At 62.7% G+C, this 15,291-nt stretch carries 16 protein-coding genes; 2 read left to right on the top strand and 14 right to left on the bottom strand.

All coding sequences use genetic code 11. The features are described 5' to 3' along the window. Window positions 1-90: 90 nt before the first annotated feature. The 5 genes from thiO to ACNQPL_RS26280 are packed head-to-tail and all read right to left on the bottom strand — an operon-like array spanning window position 91 to window position 2,959. The gene (gene thiO, locus ACNQPL_RS26300; RefSeq protein WP_416468351.1) at window positions 91-1,188 is read right to left on the bottom strand and encodes a glycine oxidase ThiO; all 1,098 of its coding nucleotides are present in this window, start codon (window positions 1,186-1,188) and stop codon (window positions 91-93) included. Between the two features lie 53 nt (window positions 1,189-1,241). Beyond that, window positions 1,242-1,631, bottom strand: a complete 390-nt coding sequence (locus tag ACNQPL_RS26295; RefSeq protein WP_387528866.1) for a type IV pilin protein — start codon at window positions 1,629-1,631, stop codon at window positions 1,242-1,244. Between the two features lies 1 nt (window position 1,632). Continuing rightward, window positions 1,633-2,106, bottom strand: coding sequence for a hypothetical protein (locus ACNQPL_RS26290; protein ID WP_416468350.1), 474 nt, complete (start codon window positions 2,104-2,106; stop codon window positions 1,633-1,635). Further along, window positions 2,103-2,753, bottom strand: a complete 651-nt coding sequence (locus tag ACNQPL_RS26285; RefSeq protein ID WP_416468349.1) for a PilW family protein — start codon at window positions 2,751-2,753, stop codon at window positions 2,103-2,105. Before ACNQPL_RS26285 ends, ACNQPL_RS26290 begins: the two co-directional genes overlap by 4 nt. Then, complete coding sequence (locus ACNQPL_RS26280) at window positions 2,750-2,959, bottom strand: prepilin-type N-terminal cleavage/methylation domain-containing protein (RefSeq protein ID WP_346615883.1); 210 nt, start codon at window positions 2,957-2,959, stop codon at window positions 2,750-2,752. Before ACNQPL_RS26280 ends, ACNQPL_RS26285 begins: the two co-directional genes overlap by 4 nt. 109 nt (window positions 2,960-3,068) lie before the next feature. On the opposite strand from ACNQPL_RS26280, the gene ACNQPL_RS26275 reads away from it, so the two are divergent. Then, on the top strand, window positions 3,069-3,560 hold the full coding sequence (locus tag ACNQPL_RS26275) for a GspH/FimT family pseudopilin (RefSeq protein WP_346615882.1): 492 nt from the start codon (window positions 3,069-3,071) through the stop codon (window positions 3,558-3,560). On the opposite strand, the gene ispH is transcribed toward ACNQPL_RS26275, so the two are convergent. From ispH to murJ, 6 genes are all read right to left on the bottom strand, one after another. After that, a complete protein-coding gene (gene ispH / locus ACNQPL_RS26270; RefSeq protein WP_346615881.1) occupies window positions 3,561-4,508 on the bottom strand; it encodes a 4-hydroxy-3-methylbut-2-enyl diphosphate reductase in 948 nt (315 codons plus the stop codon). A gap of 14 nt (window positions 4,509-4,522) precedes the next feature. Beyond that, window positions 4,523-4,960, bottom strand: coding sequence for an FKBP-type peptidyl-prolyl cis-trans isomerase (gene fkpB, locus ACNQPL_RS26265; RefSeq protein ID WP_317661056.1), 438 nt, complete (start codon window positions 4,958-4,960; stop codon window positions 4,523-4,525). Further along, complete coding sequence (gene lspA, locus ACNQPL_RS26260; RefSeq protein ID WP_346615879.1) at window positions 4,953-5,468, bottom strand: signal peptidase II; 516 nt, start codon at window positions 5,466-5,468, stop codon at window positions 4,953-4,955. Before lspA ends, fkpB begins: the two co-directional genes overlap by 8 nt. Then, complete coding sequence (gene ileS, locus ACNQPL_RS26255) at window positions 5,461-8,292, bottom strand: isoleucine--tRNA ligase (RefSeq protein ID WP_416468348.1); 2,832 nt, start codon at window positions 8,290-8,292, stop codon at window positions 5,461-5,463. The genes lspA and ileS overlap by 8 nt, the downstream gene beginning before the upstream one ends. Then, window positions 8,289-9,239 carry a bifunctional riboflavin kinase/FAD synthetase gene (gene ribF, locus ACNQPL_RS26250; protein ID WP_346615877.1) on the bottom strand — a complete coding sequence of 317 codons (951 nt, stop codon included), beginning with the start codon at window positions 9,237-9,239 and terminating at the stop codon, window positions 8,289-8,291. Before ribF ends, ileS begins: the two co-directional genes overlap by 4 nt. A gap of 118 nt (window positions 9,240-9,357) precedes the next feature. After that, window positions 9,358-10,896, bottom strand: a complete 1,539-nt coding sequence (gene murJ / locus ACNQPL_RS26245; RefSeq protein ID WP_346615876.1) for a murein biosynthesis integral membrane protein MurJ — start codon at window positions 10,894-10,896, stop codon at window positions 9,358-9,360. A gap of 250 nt (window positions 10,897-11,146) precedes the next feature. On the opposite strand from murJ, the gene rpsT reads away from it, so the two are divergent. Next, window positions 11,147-11,425, top strand: a complete 279-nt coding sequence (gene rpsT, locus ACNQPL_RS26240) for a 30S ribosomal protein S20 (protein WP_016484776.1) — start codon at window positions 11,147-11,149, stop codon at window positions 11,423-11,425. Window positions 11,426-11,532: 107 nt separating this feature from the next. Here the strand turns inward: rpsT and ACNQPL_RS26235 are convergent, their stop codons facing one another. From ACNQPL_RS26235 to ACNQPL_RS26225, 3 genes are read right to left on the bottom strand one after another with little or no spacing between them, the layout of a single operon-like run. Further along, window positions 11,533-13,833 (bottom strand): PqiB family protein, encoded by a 2,301-nt coding sequence (locus tag ACNQPL_RS26235; RefSeq protein WP_346615923.1) that lies wholly within the window; start codon window positions 13,831-13,833, stop codon window positions 11,533-11,535. After that, entirely contained in the window at window positions 13,826-14,449 is a 624-nt protein-coding gene (locus ACNQPL_RS26230; protein ID WP_346615875.1) for a paraquat-inducible protein A, read from the bottom strand. Before ACNQPL_RS26230 ends, ACNQPL_RS26235 begins: the two co-directional genes overlap by 8 nt. Then, window positions 14,436-15,095 carry a paraquat-inducible protein A gene (locus tag ACNQPL_RS26225; protein WP_346615874.1) on the bottom strand — a complete coding sequence of 220 codons (660 nt, stop codon included), beginning with the start codon at window positions 15,093-15,095 and terminating at the stop codon, window positions 14,436-14,438. The genes ACNQPL_RS26230 and ACNQPL_RS26225 overlap by 14 nt, the downstream gene beginning before the upstream one ends. Window positions 15,096-15,291: the final 196 nt, after the last annotated feature.

Genomic DNA, 15,291 nt, shown 5'->3' with positions numbered 1-15,291 from the left:
CCTACAGGTACAGCGCAGCACTTGAGAGCAACGCTGTCACTGTGGGAGCCGGCTTGCCGGCGATTGGGCCGCCAAGCGGCCCCGGCGATCTCAGCCCAGACGCCCGGCCGGGGCATACGGCGCAGGATCAATGATTGGCGCAGCGCCCGTCAGCAAATCGGTAAACAACTGACACGAAGCAGGCGCCAGCACCAGCCCATTGCGGTAATGCCCGCAGTTCAACCACAGCCCGTCATACCCCGGCACAGGCCCGATATACGGGACACCTTCAGGCGACCCCGGCCGCAGCCCGGCCCAGTGCCCCACGACAGTCGCATCCTTGAGCGCCGGCAACAGCTCCACCGCCGAAGCCTTCAGGCTCGCCAGCGCATCCTCGGTCGGGGTTTTGTCGTACCCGGCATGCTCCAGCGTGCTGCCCACCAGGATGTGCCCGTCACGGCGGGGGATCGCGTAACGCCCCTTGGCCAGCACCATGCTCGGCAAGAAGTCCTCGGCGCACTTGAACAGGATCATCTGGCCCTTCACCGGCTCCACCGGCAGCTCAAGGCCTAGGGTGCGCAGCAGGTCGCCACTCCAGGCGCCAGCACTGAGCACCACTTCATCGGCCTGCAGCACGCCGTCTGCCGTCAGCACGCCGGTCACGCGCCCGCTATCCTCAACGAAGCCGGTGATTTGGCAGTGTTCACGCAAAGTCACGTTGGGCAATGCCAGCAGCGCCGCCTTGAGCGCTTTCACCAGCCGTGGGTTGCGCACGTTGGCCACGCCTGCCATGTGGATGGCGTGCTTGAAGCCTGGGCCCATTACCGGCACTGCGTCATAAACCGCCGAAATATCCACGGCACTGAGTGGCCGGCGCTCGCGTTGCGCCCACGCCAGGGCTTCGGCCTCGTCGTCCAGGTCGAGCCAGTACAAGCCGGTGGTATGCACTTCAGGGTCGATGCCGGTGCTGGCGAACAGGCGCTCGCCCAGCTGTGGATAAAAGTCCTGCGACCAGTGCGCCAGCGCAGTCACTGCCGGGCTGTAGCGCCAGGGGTACAGCGGCGAGACGATGCCGCCACCCGCCCAGGACGACTCACGGCCAACTTCGCCCTGGTCGCATACCACCACCTGGCCGACCTTCGCCGCCAGGTTGAACGCCGTCAGCAGGCCTATCACCCCGCCACCGACCACCACTACTTGCTTGCTCATCTGTCGATCCAACACCTGAAGTAAAACCGCGATGCACGGGCATCATTGAACCTTCAGCTTCCCCAACAACGCTCGCTGGCCTCGCCGGCACCGGGATTGCTCTGCACGCCGGCCTGGTCGAGCTCAAAGTCGCCACAGCGATCGTCGGCCATCAGGCCATGCGGCAGCCGCCGAGCACGCAGCGTGAAGGTATCGCTGCCGCGCTGGGCCTGCAGGCTGTAATGACGGTTGGCAGTGGGCAACGCCGGGTCGCCCTCGGCGTATTGGCCGGTGCGCAGGCGATGGCGCTCCAGGCGCAGGGCTGCGTCATGCAGCAGGCCAACCACTTCGCTGCGTGCGGCTCGCCTGAGCTGGTCGCTGTAACTGGGGTAGGCAATGGCTGCCAGAATGCCGGTGACGGCCACGACAATCAACAACTCGATCAGGCTCAGGCCGCGTTGCATGTCAGCCCTCCCTGAGCCTTTGCCGCCACAGGATGCGCCGCGGCGCTTGTGCTTGAGCGGCGGGGATGGCGTAGATCGACTCCAGCACCTGCCTTGATTCAAGTTGCCGGCTGACGGCGGTAACCCTGTACAGCGTGACCGGGTCACCTTCGGGCATGTGCAAGGCGCGGGTGCTTATGCCGAGGTTTTGTAGCTGGAAGAACCCGTCCGCGCTGGCGTGCCACTGGCCTTGCAGGTCGTGAGGATGCGCCGGCGCAAGGCACGCCTGGCATAACCCTGGCGGCGCAGTTTGCAATTGCGCTTCACCGGCCAGCAGTGTGGCCTCTGCCTGTTCCAACGCCTTCAAACCTTCACGCAGGTGACCGGCCATGCGTGTTTCCACCAGGGCATCGCGCAGGGCGGATGCCGCCAGCAAACCCAGCAGCAGGCTAAGGACCAGCGCCAGCAGGAGCACCACCCCGCGCTGGCGCTTCATGGCTCGGCAACCGGGTTGCGCAGCGCCACGCTCAGGTCGTAGCGCTGCTCGATCTGCAAGGCCGGGTCGAATAACGTCAGTTGCACGTCTATCCGTTCGCCGCCGTGCGCCTTCACATGCTCAACGCGCATTTCTCGTACATGATCCACCAACGGCTGAGTGTTGTTACGCCGCCCGAACCGCAGAACGCTGCCGTCGAGCTGGTAATGATGGCGGCTGATGGGAAACGCCAACGGCAGGCCCCCGCCCGGGCCAACACGTGCCTTGTGCACCTGAACCTCGTTCACGCAGTCGGTCACCAGGGTCCAGTCCGGCGCCCCAGAGTGCCCGGGCAGTTCTGCCACCACGAGGCTCAGGCTGGCCGGCCCCACCTGCAAGGGTTGGGCAAAGGCATCCCGCGCGGCCGGGTCTTTGAATTCGCCAGGCTCCAGGCGCAAGCAACCGAACATGCCGGCCATACGAATATCCTGGGCCATGCGCAGTAACGCCAAACGGGCGTCTGCCTGCATGCGCAGGGCCGCGTCCTGTAGCCGCCAACTCTGATGAGCAGAGACGAACAGCTGGCCGGCTGCCGTGAGCAGCATCAGCCCGATGCCGAGTGCCAGTATCGCTTCGACCAGGCCGAAACCTCTCTGTTTACCCCTCATGGCTGGCGCACTGTCAGCGTGCCTGCTGCCCTGGTCCGTTCATGCAGGGCATGCTCGGCCAGCGCCCCCTGCACCTCGCGCCGCGCTGCGTCAGTGGCCTGCGATGCCTGGACCTGCAAAGCCGCCGCAGCGAACAGGCCCAAGGCAACCACCACCACGGCCAGCATCACTTCCAGCAACGTCAGGCCCCGTTGTCTTGCGTGCATCCTTGCACCTCCTGCGACATTTCCCGCGACTGCCGAGCACATGGCGACTGTACCGGCGGCCCAGCCCCCGTGAAGCTAAAAGCCAAGCACTTTTGCGGAGGAATGCACGGTGAAGCAACAGGGTGTAACACTGGTACAAATCATGTTTGTACTGGCTGTAGCGATGCTACTGACACAGCTGGGCATGCCCGCCTACGCCAGATTGAGCGACGACTTACAACGAGCGGCGGTAGCCCGTGACCTTGCCCAGGCGTTGCGTAGCGCACGCAGCCACGCAATGCTCCAAGGCCAGGCGGTACTGGTGCAATCTTTGGACAACAACTGGGGGAATGGCTGGCGCGTGCTGCTCGAACACAATCAACAATTGCTGCGCGAGCACCGTCTATCCCGGCCATTGCAGATCAAAGCCAATACCGGAAGCCAGGTGAAGTTCAGCGCACTGGGCGTACCACTGGGCAGGAACAACAATTTTGCAGGTGGGCGGCTGGAAGTCTGCGAACGTGCTTCTGCAACCAGCCAGCACCGGGTGGTGCTGGCAACCAGCGGCAGGATCAGCCTGCGCACAGGTGAGCCGGAGAGCTCACTGTGCGCAGCGCCCTGATCAGATCAGCGAGCGAACCCGCAGCTCTTTGGGCATGGAGAACGTGATGTTCTCCGGGCGCCCATCGAGCTCTTCGGCGCCAGTCGCGCCCCAGCCCTTGAGCTGGTCGATCACGCCACGCACCAGCACTTCGGGGGCCGAAGCGCCGGCAGTGATGCCGATCCGCGCGGCCTGGTCGAACCAGCTGCGCTGCATGTCCTCGGCGCCATCGATCAGATAGGCCGGTGTACCCATGCGTTCGGCCAGCTCGCGCAGGCGGTTGGAGTTGGAGCTGTTGGGGCTGCCCACCACCAGCACCACGTCGCACTCGCCCGCCAGTTGCTTGACCGCGTCCTGGCGGTTCTGGGTGGCATAGCAGATGTCGTCCTTGCGCGGGCCGCCGATATTCGGGAAGCGTGCGCGCAGGGCGTCGATGACGCGGCTGGTGTCATCCATTGACAGCGTGGTCTGGGTGACGAAAGCCAAGTGGTCCGGGTCGCGTACCTGCAGCTTGGCGACATCGTCCTCGTCTTCGACGAGGTAGATGGCGCCGCCATTGCTGGCGTCGTACTGGCCCATGGTGCCTTCGACTTCCGGGTGCCCTTCGTGGCCGATGAGGATGCACTCTCGGCCGTCGCGGCTGTACTTGGCGACCTCGATATGCACCTTGGTCACCAGCGGGCAAGTGGCGTCGAACACCTTCAGGCCACGGCCAGCGGCTTCCTGGCGCACGGCCTGGGAAACACCATGGGCACTGAAGATGACGATGACGTCGTCAGGCACCTGGTCCAGCTCTTCGACGAAGATGGCGCCACGGTTGCGCAGGTCTTCCACCACGAACTTGTTGTGCACCACTTCATGACGCACGTAGATCGGCGGGCCGAAGACTTCCAGCGCACGGTTGACGATCTCGATCGCCCGGTCGACCCCCGCGCAGAAGCCGCGAGGGTTGGCGAGTTTGATTTGCATGCTCGGCTCCAGGCTTACAGGGCCTTCACCTCGAGGATCTCCACCTCGAAGGTCAGGGTCTTGCCAGCCAGTGGGTGATTGAAGTCGATGGTCACCTGGTCGTCATCGAACGCCTTGACCACACCTGGCAGCTCGGTGTTGGCGGCATCGTTGAAGATGATCAGCAGCCCTTCGGAAAGCTCCATGCCCTCGAAGTTGGACCTTGGCATGACCTGCACGTTCTGCGGGTTGGGCTGGCCGAAGGCATTCTCCGGGGCCACTACTACAGTGCGCTTGTCACCGGCCTTGAAACCGAACAGCGCGGTCTCGAAGCCGGGCAACAGGTTGCCGTCGCCGACCTTGAAGGTGGCCGGGGCCTTGTCGAACGTGCTGTCGACGGTGTCGCCGTTTTCCAGGTGCAGCGCGAAGTGCAGGGTGACTTCGGTGTTCTGGCCGATACGGGTGTCAGTCATGGACCGGATCCTCGGACTTCTTGCTCTTGAACATATCCAGCGCCAGCATCACCGCGCCAACGGTAATAGCGCTGTCGGCCAGGTTGAAGGCCGGGAAGTGATGAATATTCTTCCAGTGCACCAGAATGAAATCGACCACGTGGCCCAGCACGATGCGGTCGTACAGGTTGCCCAGCGCACCGCCAAGCACTAACGCCAAGGCCACGGCCAGCCAGGTCTCGTTGCGCCCCAGGCGCTTGAGCCACACCACCAGCACCGCACTGACCGCCACGGCGATCAGGGCGAACAGCCAGCGCTGCCAGCCGGAGCTGTCGGCCAGGAAGCTGAACGCCGCGCCGGTGTTGTAGGCCAAGGTCCAGCTGAAGTAGTCAGGGATGACCACGATCTGCTGGTACATGCTCAGGGCGTTGTTGAAATACAGCTTGCTGGCCTGGTCGAGGACCAGGACCAACAGGCTGAGCCAGAGCCAGCCAAGGCGCCCGAAGCGCCCAGCAGCAGGGTTAGGCATAGTGGCGCACCTCACCGGAGCCGGTCAGGTTGTCGACGCAACGGCTGCAGATTTCCGGGTGCTCTGCGTGGCTGCCGACGTCGGCGCGGAAGTGCCAGCAACGGCCGCACTTGGCGTGGCCGGACTTGACCACTTGCAGCTTGAGGCCCTCGACCTCGGTGGCCACCGCTTCGGCCGGCGCTTGCGCGAACGGCACCACGCTGGCAGCGGAGGTGATCAGCACGAAGCGCAGTTCGTCGCCCAGCTTCGCCAGGTCGGCGCTCAGGCCATCTTCGGCAAACAGGGTGACTTCGGCCTGCAGGTTGCCGCCGATGACTTTGGCGGTACGCTGGTTTTCCAGCTCCTTGTTGACGGCTGCCTTGACCGCCATCACGCGGTCCCAGTAGGCACGGTCCAGCTCGATGCCTTCCGGCAGCTCGCTCAGGCCCTGGTACCAACCGTTGAGCATCACCGACTCGTTACGCTCGCCCGGCAGGTACTGCCAGATTTCGTCGGCGGTGAAGGCCAGGATCGGCGCGATCCAGCGCACCAGCGCCTCGCTGATGTGGTACAGCGCGGTCTGGCAGGAACGGCGGGCGACACTGTTGGCGCCAGTGGTGTACTGGCGGTCCTTGATGATGTCGAGGTAGAAGCCACCCAGCTCTTGCACGCAGAAGTTGTGGATCTTCGAGTAGACGTTCCAGAAACGGTACTCGCTGTAGTGCTCTTCCAGCTCGCGCTGCAGCAGCAGGGCACGGTCCACCGCCCAACGGTCCAGGGCCAGCATGTCTTCGGGGGCCAGCAGGTCGCGGGCCGGGTCGAAGCCGGACAGGTTGGAGAGCAGGAAGCGCGCGGTGTTACGGATGCGGCGGTAGGCATCGGCGCTGCGCTGCAGGATCTGCTCGGAAACCGCCATTTCACCGGAGTAGTCGGTGGCCGAAACCCACAGGCGCAGGATGTCGGCGCCCAGAGTGTTGTTGACCTTTTCCGGCTCGATGGTGTTACCCAGCGACTTGGACATCTTGCGGCCGTTCTCGTCCACGGTGAAGCCGTGGGTCAGCAGCTCGCGGTACGGCGCGTGGTTGTCGATGGCGCAACCGGTGAGCAACGACGAGTGGAACCAGCCGCGGTGCTGGTCGGAGCCTTCCAGGTACAGGTCGGCGACCGGGCCGGTGGCGTGGCCGATGTCATGCGAGCCACGCAGCACGTGCCAGTGCGTGGTGCCGGAGTCGAACCACACGTCGAGGGTGTCGGTGATCTTGTCGTACTGGCCCGCTTCGTCACCGATCAGTTCGGCGGCGTCCAGCTTGAACCAGGCTTCGATGCCCTCCTGCTCGACACGCTTGGCCACCGCTTCCATCAGCTCGACGGTACGCGGGTGCAGCTCGCCGGTCTGCTTGTGCAGGAAGAACGGGATCGGCACGCCCCAGTTGCGCTGACGCGAGATGCACCAGTCGGGGCGGTTGGCGATCATCGAATGCAGGCGCGCCTGGCCCCAGGCCGGGACGAACTTGGTGTCTTCGATGGCCTTGAGCGCGCGCTCACGCAGCGGTTCGCCAGTGGTGGGCTGCTTGTCCATGCCGACGAACCACTGCGCGGTGGCACGGTAGATCAGCGGGGTCTTGTGGCGCCAGCAGTGCATGTAGCTGTGGCTGATGGTTTCGGTGTGCATCAGCGCACCGGCTTCGCTGAGCTTTTCGATGATGGCCGGGTTGGCCTTCCAGATGAACTGGCCGCCGAAGAACTCCAGCGACTCGACGTACACGCCGTTGCTCTGCACTGGGGTGAGGATGTCGTCGTTGACCATGCCGTAGCGCTTGCAGGTGACGAAGTCGTCTTCACCGTAGGCAGGCGCGGAGTGAACCACACCGGTGCCAGCGCCCAGTTCGACGTAGTCAGCCAGGTAGATCGGCGACAGGCGGTCATAGAACGGGTGGCGGAAGTTGATCAGCTCCAGGGCCGAACCTTGGGCAGTGGCGATGACCGCGCCTTCCAGGTTGTAGCGCTTGAGGCACGACTCGACCAGCTCTTCGGCCAGCACCAGCAGACGCTCGCCAGTATCGACCAGGGCGTACTTGAACTCCGGGTGGATGTTCAGCGCCTGGTTGGCGGGGATGGTCCAGGCAGTGGTGGTCCAGATCACGATGGCGGCAGGCTTGGGCAGCGAAGCCAGGCCGAACGCGGCGGCCAGCTTGTCGGCGTCGGCGACCGGGAAGGCCACGTCGATGGTCTGCGACTTCTTGTCGGCGTATTCGACTTCGGCTTCGGCCAGCGCCGAACCGCAATCGAAGCACCAGTTCACAGGCTTGAGGCCCTTGAACACGAAGCCTTGCTTGACCATCTCGGCCAGCGCGCGGATTTCACCGGCCTCGTTGGCGAAGTTCATGGTCTTGTACGGGTTGTCCCAGTCGCCCAGCACACCCAGGCGGATGAACTCGGTCTTCTGCCCTTCGATCTGCTCGGCCGCGTACTCGCGGCACAGCTCGCGGGTGCGGTCGGCGGTCAGGTGCTTGCCATGGGTGACCTCGACCTTGTGCTCGATCGGCAGGCCGTGGCAGTCCCAACCCGGCACGTACGGCGCATCGAAGCCTGCCAGGGTCTTGGAGCGGACGATCATGTCCTTGAGAATCTTGTTCAGCGCATGACCGATGTGAATCTTGCCGTTGGCATAGGGCGGGCCGTCGTGCAGGACGAACTTCGGACGATCCTTGCCAATTTCGCGCAGCTTCTGGTACAGGCCAATGCTGTCCCAGCGCTGCAGGATCTGCGGTTCGCGCTGAGGCAGGCCGGCCTTCATGGGGAAGGCGGTGTCCGGAAGGTTAAGCGTGGCTTTGTAGTCGGTCATTTCAGGCTCTTCGTTAGCGGTTGAGCGTGCCAATGTGCACGTGCGGCGGCGATATCCGCATCGATCGCCGACTTCAGCGCCTCCAGGGAGGCGAATCGCTGCTCTTCACGCAGCTTGTGGTGGAATTCCACCGTCAGGCGCCGGCCATACAGATCGCCGGCATAATCCAGTAGATGAATCTCGAGGTGCGGGCGGCCGTCACCGGCCACGGTGGGGCGTACACCAATGTTGCCGACACCCGGCCAGGCCTTGCCGTCGATTTCGATGCTGGCCAGGTAAACCCCGGACAGCGGCACGCGGCGGCGCTTGAGCTGGATGTTGGCGGTGGGTGTGCCGAGCTGGCGGGCCAGCTTCTGGCCGTGGAGGACACGCCCGCTAATGCGGTATGGGCGGCCCAGCAGATGCTCGGCGAGCTCGAAGTTGCCTTCGGACAGCGCCTTGCGCACCTCGGTGCTGCTGACTCGCAGGCCGTCCTGGATCACCGTGTTCGCGGCTTCGACAGAGAAGCCATACTGCTTGCCGGCTTCGATCAGGAAGGCGAAATCGCCGGCGCGGTCGCAGCCGAAGCGGAAGTCGTCGCCCACTTCAAGGTGGCGCACGCCCAGGCCGTCGACCAGGATCGCCTTGACGAACTCATCGGCGCTGAGCTTGCTCAGGCGCTGATTGAAAGCCAGGCACAGCACCCGATCAATGCCCTCAGCGGCCAGCAGTTCGACCTTGTCGCGCAGGCGCGCCAGGCGGGCCGGTGCGGTGTCCGGGGCGAAGTACTCGCGCGGCTGCGGCTCGAAGATCACCACGCAGGTCGGCAGGCCAAGCGCCTGGCCGCGCTCGCGCAGGCGCGCCAGGATCGCCTGGTGGCCGCGGTGAACCCCGTCGAAGTTGCCAATGGTGGCGACACAGCCCCGGTGCTCGGGGCGCAGGTTGTGAAGACCTCGAACCAGCTGCATAACGCGCTTCTTGCTCATAAAGTGGCCGATTATAACCACACCCGGGCGCCGGTGACAGGCAGCAGCGCCCGGGGGTGGTGTGGAATAGGAAAAACCGACGCCTGACCCGCTTTCTAGCTCAGTGCAGGGCCTTGCGGGCGAAGTGCCGAGGCCTGAAGCCGCACAGGTACAGGCAACCGAAATAGGTCACGATACCTGCCGCGATCAACGCCCCCAGGCGCATGAACCGTTCAAACATGTTGCCCTGCTCCCAGGCTGGCAGGTAATGCATGCCCACCAGCAGTACCGCCACCATCAAGGTCACCGCAAACACCAGCTTGAGCAGGAACATCATCCAGCCCGGCTGAGGTTGGAACAGCTGCTTGCTGCGCAGCTTCCAGAACAGCAGGCCAGCATTGAGGCAGGCACCCAGGCTGATCGCCAGGGCAAGGCCGGCGTGCTGCAGTGGGCCGACCAGGGCCAGGTTGAACAATTGGGTGCAGACCAGGGTGAAGATCGCGATGCGCACCGGCGTACGGATATTCTGCTGCGCATAGAAGCCCGGTGCCAGTACCTTGACCAGAATGATTGCCAACAGGCCTACCGAATAGGCGATCAGGGCGCGCTGGGTCATCGCCGCATCGAACGCGGTGAACTTGCCATATTGGAACAGCGCGACGGTCAGCGGCTCGGCAAGGATAGCCAGGGCCAGAGTGCACGGCAGCACCAGCAGGAAGCACAGGCGCAGGCCCCAGTCGAGAATCCGCGAATACTCCTCACGGTCCTTGTTGGCGTAGGTCTTGGCCAGGGTCGGCAGCAAAATGGTGCCCAGGGCTACGCCAAGCACACCCGATGGCAGCTCCATCAGGCGGTCGGCGTAGTACATCCACGACACCGAGCCAGCCACCAGGAAGGAGGCGAAAATGGTGTTGATGATCAGCGAAATCTGGCTGACGGAAACGCCGAGGATGGCTGGCAGCATCTGCTTGAGTACCCGCCACACGCCGCTGTCCCGCAGGTTGATCCGCGGCAGCACGAGCATGCCGATCTTCTTCAGCGCTGGCAGCTGGTACAGCAACTGCGCCAGGCCGCCGGCCAGCACGCCCCAGGCCAGCGCCATGATCGGTGGATCGAAGTACGGCGTCAGCAGCACGGCGAAGATGATCATCGCCACATTGAGCAAGGTTGGCGTGAACGCCGGGACCGAGAAGCGGTTCCAGGTATTGAGGATCGCCCCCGCCAGGGACGACAGAGAGATCAGCAATATATAAGGAAAGGTGACCCGCAGCAGGTCGGTGGTCAGCTGGTATTTCTCGGTACTGTCGACAAAGCCTGGCGCGGTGGCCCACACCACCCAGGGTGCGGCGAAGATGCCGATCACCGTGACCAGGGCAAGGATCAGCGTCAGCAGGCCGCTGACATAGGCAATGAAGGTGCGCGTCGCCTCATCGCCCTGCTGGGTCTTGTACTCGGCCAGAATCGGCACGAACGCCTGGGAAAACGCGCCCTCGGCAAAAATACGCCGCAGCAGGTTGGGCAGCTTGAAGGCGATGAAGAAGGCATCGGTGGCGATGCCGGCACCGAAAACACGGGCCAGGATGGTATCGCGCACGAAACCCAGCACCCGGGAAACCATGGTGATGGAACTGACTGCAGCCAGGGATTTGAGCAGGTTCATCGAAAAGATTCACGCCAAGGGCAGAGGACGCTGCCAGACAGCGTCCGAATGTGCGATACTCCCGCGCCTTCGCAGGGGAGCCAAAAATTCCCGAGTTTACAGGTCGTGCAGCAGAAAGGAATATTTCCCTCCTGTTGGTGCGCCGCTCGGCGGAACCTTGCAGGTGGCCTTGACATCCGTTCAAGTGATCGGCATGATTCGCGGCCTATTTTGTTTGCTATTTACCTAAAGTCTTTCGAGGAGCTCGACGGTGGCCAACACACCTTCCGCCAAGAAACGTGCAAAACAGGCTGAGAAGCGTCGCAGCCACAACGCCAGCCTGCGTTCCATGGTCCGCACCTACATCAAGAATGTAGTTAAAGCCATCGACGCAAAAGACGCCGATAAAGCGCAAGCCGCTTACGTTCTGGCTGTACCTGTAATCGACCGTATGGCCGACAAAGGTATCATCCACAAGAACAAAGCTGCTCGCCACAAAGGCCGTCTGAATGGCCACATCAAGGCGCTGAAAGAAGCTGCAGCTGCCTAAGCGACGCTTTAGTCGAAAAACCGGCCCTAGGGTCGGTTTTTTATTGCCTGCGATTTATGCACGGGCAACAAAAATGCGGGGCTGCACTTGGCAGCCCCGCTGGTGTATCACCTGGCGATCTGAATCTTCGGCGCCCACTGCAGCCAGGTGTCCTCCGGCTTGTCGAACAGGGCAAAGGTCTGCTGCGGCCGCGCTGGGTTGCCCATCTGCTCGCCGTCTGGCGTGGCGAAGGCAATGCCCCCATCAATGAGCGTTTCCAGCGACTCGGTACGCACGGTGGCACCTTTGAACAAGCCCCAGTCGAAACCGAAGCCACTGCTGTTCCAGAACCGGCTGCCGCCACGTACCAAGGCGGCATAACGCGGCTCGATCAGGATGTGAATCAGCACGCGATCTGCGGTCTGGCCCAGCTCGAAGCCCGTCACCTTGCCCACCGCGACTTCACGGTAGGTCACCGGCACGCCAGGCTTGATCGAGCCACGCCGCGGGGCGCTGAGGGTCAGTGGCAGGCCGACCTCCTCACCTTTTACCTCAGGCGCTTCGGCCAGGGCGATGAAATCCCGCTGCGGCCCCTTGTCCTTCACTGCAGGCTGCACTTCCAGGTACTGCCCGCCAATCAGCGTATCCAGGTTCTCGGTACGCACCAGCCCCAGGGCCGGCTTTACCACCCAGAACTGCGTCCCGGCCCGCGCGATACGGTCTGCCGACTCCGTGATACGTGCTCGCAGCAGCACTGCCTGCAGGTCCTTGGTCAGGTCGACACTTTCGATACTGCCCACGTCCAGGCCGCGGAAGCGGATCGGCGTGCCTGGCTTAAGGCCATCGGCACGGTCCACACGAATGGTGATCAGCGTACCGGCGCGGTTCACCGCCTCCTGGCTGTCATGTAGGCGGAAGCGCGGGATATGGCGTTTGAGCGCCACATTCGGCGACGGCGTATCAAAGGCGATGCCGCCAGCCATCAAGGTTTGCAGCGATTCGCTCTTTATCTTGATACCGGAGAGGCCTCCCGTGAGGGTAATGCCGCTGACGTTCCAGAAGCGCGATGAGCCATTGACCAGCTTTTCGTATTCTTTTTCGATGTGCACGCCAATCAGGATGCGATTGCTGTTACGGGCAAACTGGTAACTCTGCACGCTGCCGACCTTGACCTGGCGGTACATCACCGGGCTACCGACTTCCAGCGAGCCAAGGGTGTCGGCGAACAGCACCAGGTGCAGGCCTGGCGCCTTGAGGTCGAGCGGCGGCGCCTTGGGCCGCGCCTCGAACTCGCGTTGTGGTGTTGCACCCTTCTCACCCGGGCGAATGGCGATGTAATTGCCCTTGACCAAGGCTTCGAGGCCAGTGATACCCGCCAGGGAAATGGACGGCTTCACCACCCAGAACTGTGTGCCATCGACCAGATAGTCTTCGGTCAGCGGGTCCAGCGTGAGTTCGGCCATGGCGCTGCCGAGGTTGTCTTCCATCTTGAGGGTTTTCAGCGAGCCAACCTGGATGCCCTTGTACATGACAGGCGTTCGGCCTGCCTGCAAGCCTTCGTAGTCGCTCAACTTGACCTTCACCCGGATGCCCGCTTGAGCTGCGTCGAAGTCTTCATAGAGGCGGAACGGCAGGCTTGGGTCCGTGGGCGGGCTGTCCTTGCGGTACTCCGGGGTAGCGAAGGCGATGCCGCCGGCAACGATGCTGGACAGCGACTCACTGCGCACCTTCACCCCGGACAGGCCGGCATCGATGCTGATGCCACTGGCATTCCAGAAGCGCGTGTGTTTGCGCACCAGGCTGGCGTAGGCCGGCTCGATGAACACTTTGACCTCGACAGTGCTCTGGTCCTCCGAAAGGCGGTAGCTCTTCACCCGGCCAACCTGGATCTGCTTGTAGAACACCGGGCTGTCACGGTTCAGCGAACCCAGGCGCTCGGCCTTGAGGGTGAGGTGCAGGCCTGGCTCGCTGTCAGACAGCGGGGGCGCCACCTTCAATGCGGTGAAGCGCTTGGTGCGCTCACCCTCGCCAGGGCTGACGGCAATGTAATTACCTGACACCAATGTCTCAAGGCCGGTGATGCCCGCCAGGGTGACACTCGGTTTGACCAGCCAAAAGCGCGTGCCCTTGGTCAGGTGGGGCTCGGCAGCCTGGTTCATCTCAATGGTGGCAATAACGCCCTGCTTCTCGCCCTCGGCATCGAGCACCAGGCTCTTTACCTTGCCGACCGGCATGCCCTTGAAGATCACCTCGGTCTTGTTGGCGACGATACCCTCACCGCTTTCGAACCGAACCTCGATTTCCACGCCGGCTTCGCGATAGGCCTGCCAGGCTAGCCAGCCACCAATCATCAGTGCAATCAGCGGCAGAATCCAGATGGCCGACCAATTGGAGGCTGGGCGGGTTTTAGCCGTTGGCATGTCACTCATTGTCGTCATCCGACTCCGTGTTATCCCAGATCAGCCGGGGATCGAAAGTTAAAGCAGCGAGCATCGTGAGTATCACCACAGTAGCGAAGGCGACAGCGCCCAGGTTGGCTTCGACACTGGCAATGCGGCCGAAATTCACCACCGCCACCAGGATGGCAATGACGAAGATGTCCAGCATGGACCAGCGCCCTATGAATTCGATGAAACGGTACATGAGGATGCGTTGCCGCGCCGATAAGGGCTGGCGGCGCTGCACCGAATACAACAGCAGCGCGATCCCCACCAGCTTGAACGTGGGCACCAGGATACTGGCGATGAAGACCACGGCGGCAATTGGCACCATGCCGTGCTTGAGCAGGGTAATGACCCCCGACATGATCGTGTCCGGGCTACCCTGCCCCAGCGTGCTGACGGTCATGATCGGCAGCAGGTTGGCCGGGATGTACAAAATAGAAGCGGCAATCAGCAGCGCCCAGGTTCGTATGATGCTGTTGGGGCGCCGTGCATGCACGAGGGCCCCGCAGCGCGTGCAAGCCTGCGAGGTGCTATCGGGGTCTTGCCGGTTAAGTTCATGACACTCATTGCAGACCAGAATGCCTGCATCAATCGCCCGCATGGAGATCCTCCCCCGACAACGCGCTCCATATCTGGTGTGGAGACATCACCACTTCAAGCCACACCTGGATCAACAGCAGGCTGATGAAACAGAACAACCCAAGCCCCACGGTCAATTCGGCCAGATCGACCAGCTTGACGATCGCCACCAGCACACCCATGAAGTAGACCTCGAGCATGCCCCAGTCACGCACGTGGTGATAGATGCGGTAACACAACAGGCCATAGCTGCGACCCACGTTCAAACGGATGCTCAGCAGTACCAGCAGTTGGCACAGGAGCTTGAGGAACGGAATGGCCATGCTGCACAGGAACACCACGACTGCGACACCGCGCATGTCCGAGTTGTACAGGCCCACCACTCCACTCCACACCGTATCGTCTGAAGTCTGGCCAAGCAGATGCAATTGCATGATCGGCAGGAAATTGGCTGGCACAAATAGCAGCAGCGCAGTCAGCACCAGGGCCAGGCTACGGTTGACCACATTGTGCCGGTGAGCGTACAGCTCATAGCCGCAGCGGGGGCATTGGGCTTTTTCGTCGTGCTGCAGTGTCGGCTTGCGCATCAGCAGGTCGCATTCGTGACAGGCGACCAGTTCGTCCAGCGGCAACTGCTCTAACGCTTGAGTTTCGACTGGGTTGGGCATCTCGAGGTTCTGAATAGGTACGTCGGCTCTATTCTAGTGTTCCAGCTCGAAATGTGGGAGCCGACTTTCCGGCTAAGGAGGCTGGAAAGACAAAACCCCTACCTGCTCGCGCAGATAGGGGTTTTGCGAAATGAATCTTGACGATGACCTACTCTCACATGGGGAAACCCCACACTACCATCGGCGATGCATCGTT

The sequence above is a fragment of the Pseudomonas sp. LFS044 genome, assembly GCF_047978245.1.
GTDB lineage: Bacteria > Pseudomonadota > Gammaproteobacteria > Pseudomonadales > Pseudomonadaceae > Aquipseudomonas.
The sequence above is the reverse complement of the archived record's forward strand: the minus strand, read 5'-3'. Positions and strand labels throughout refer to the sequence as shown.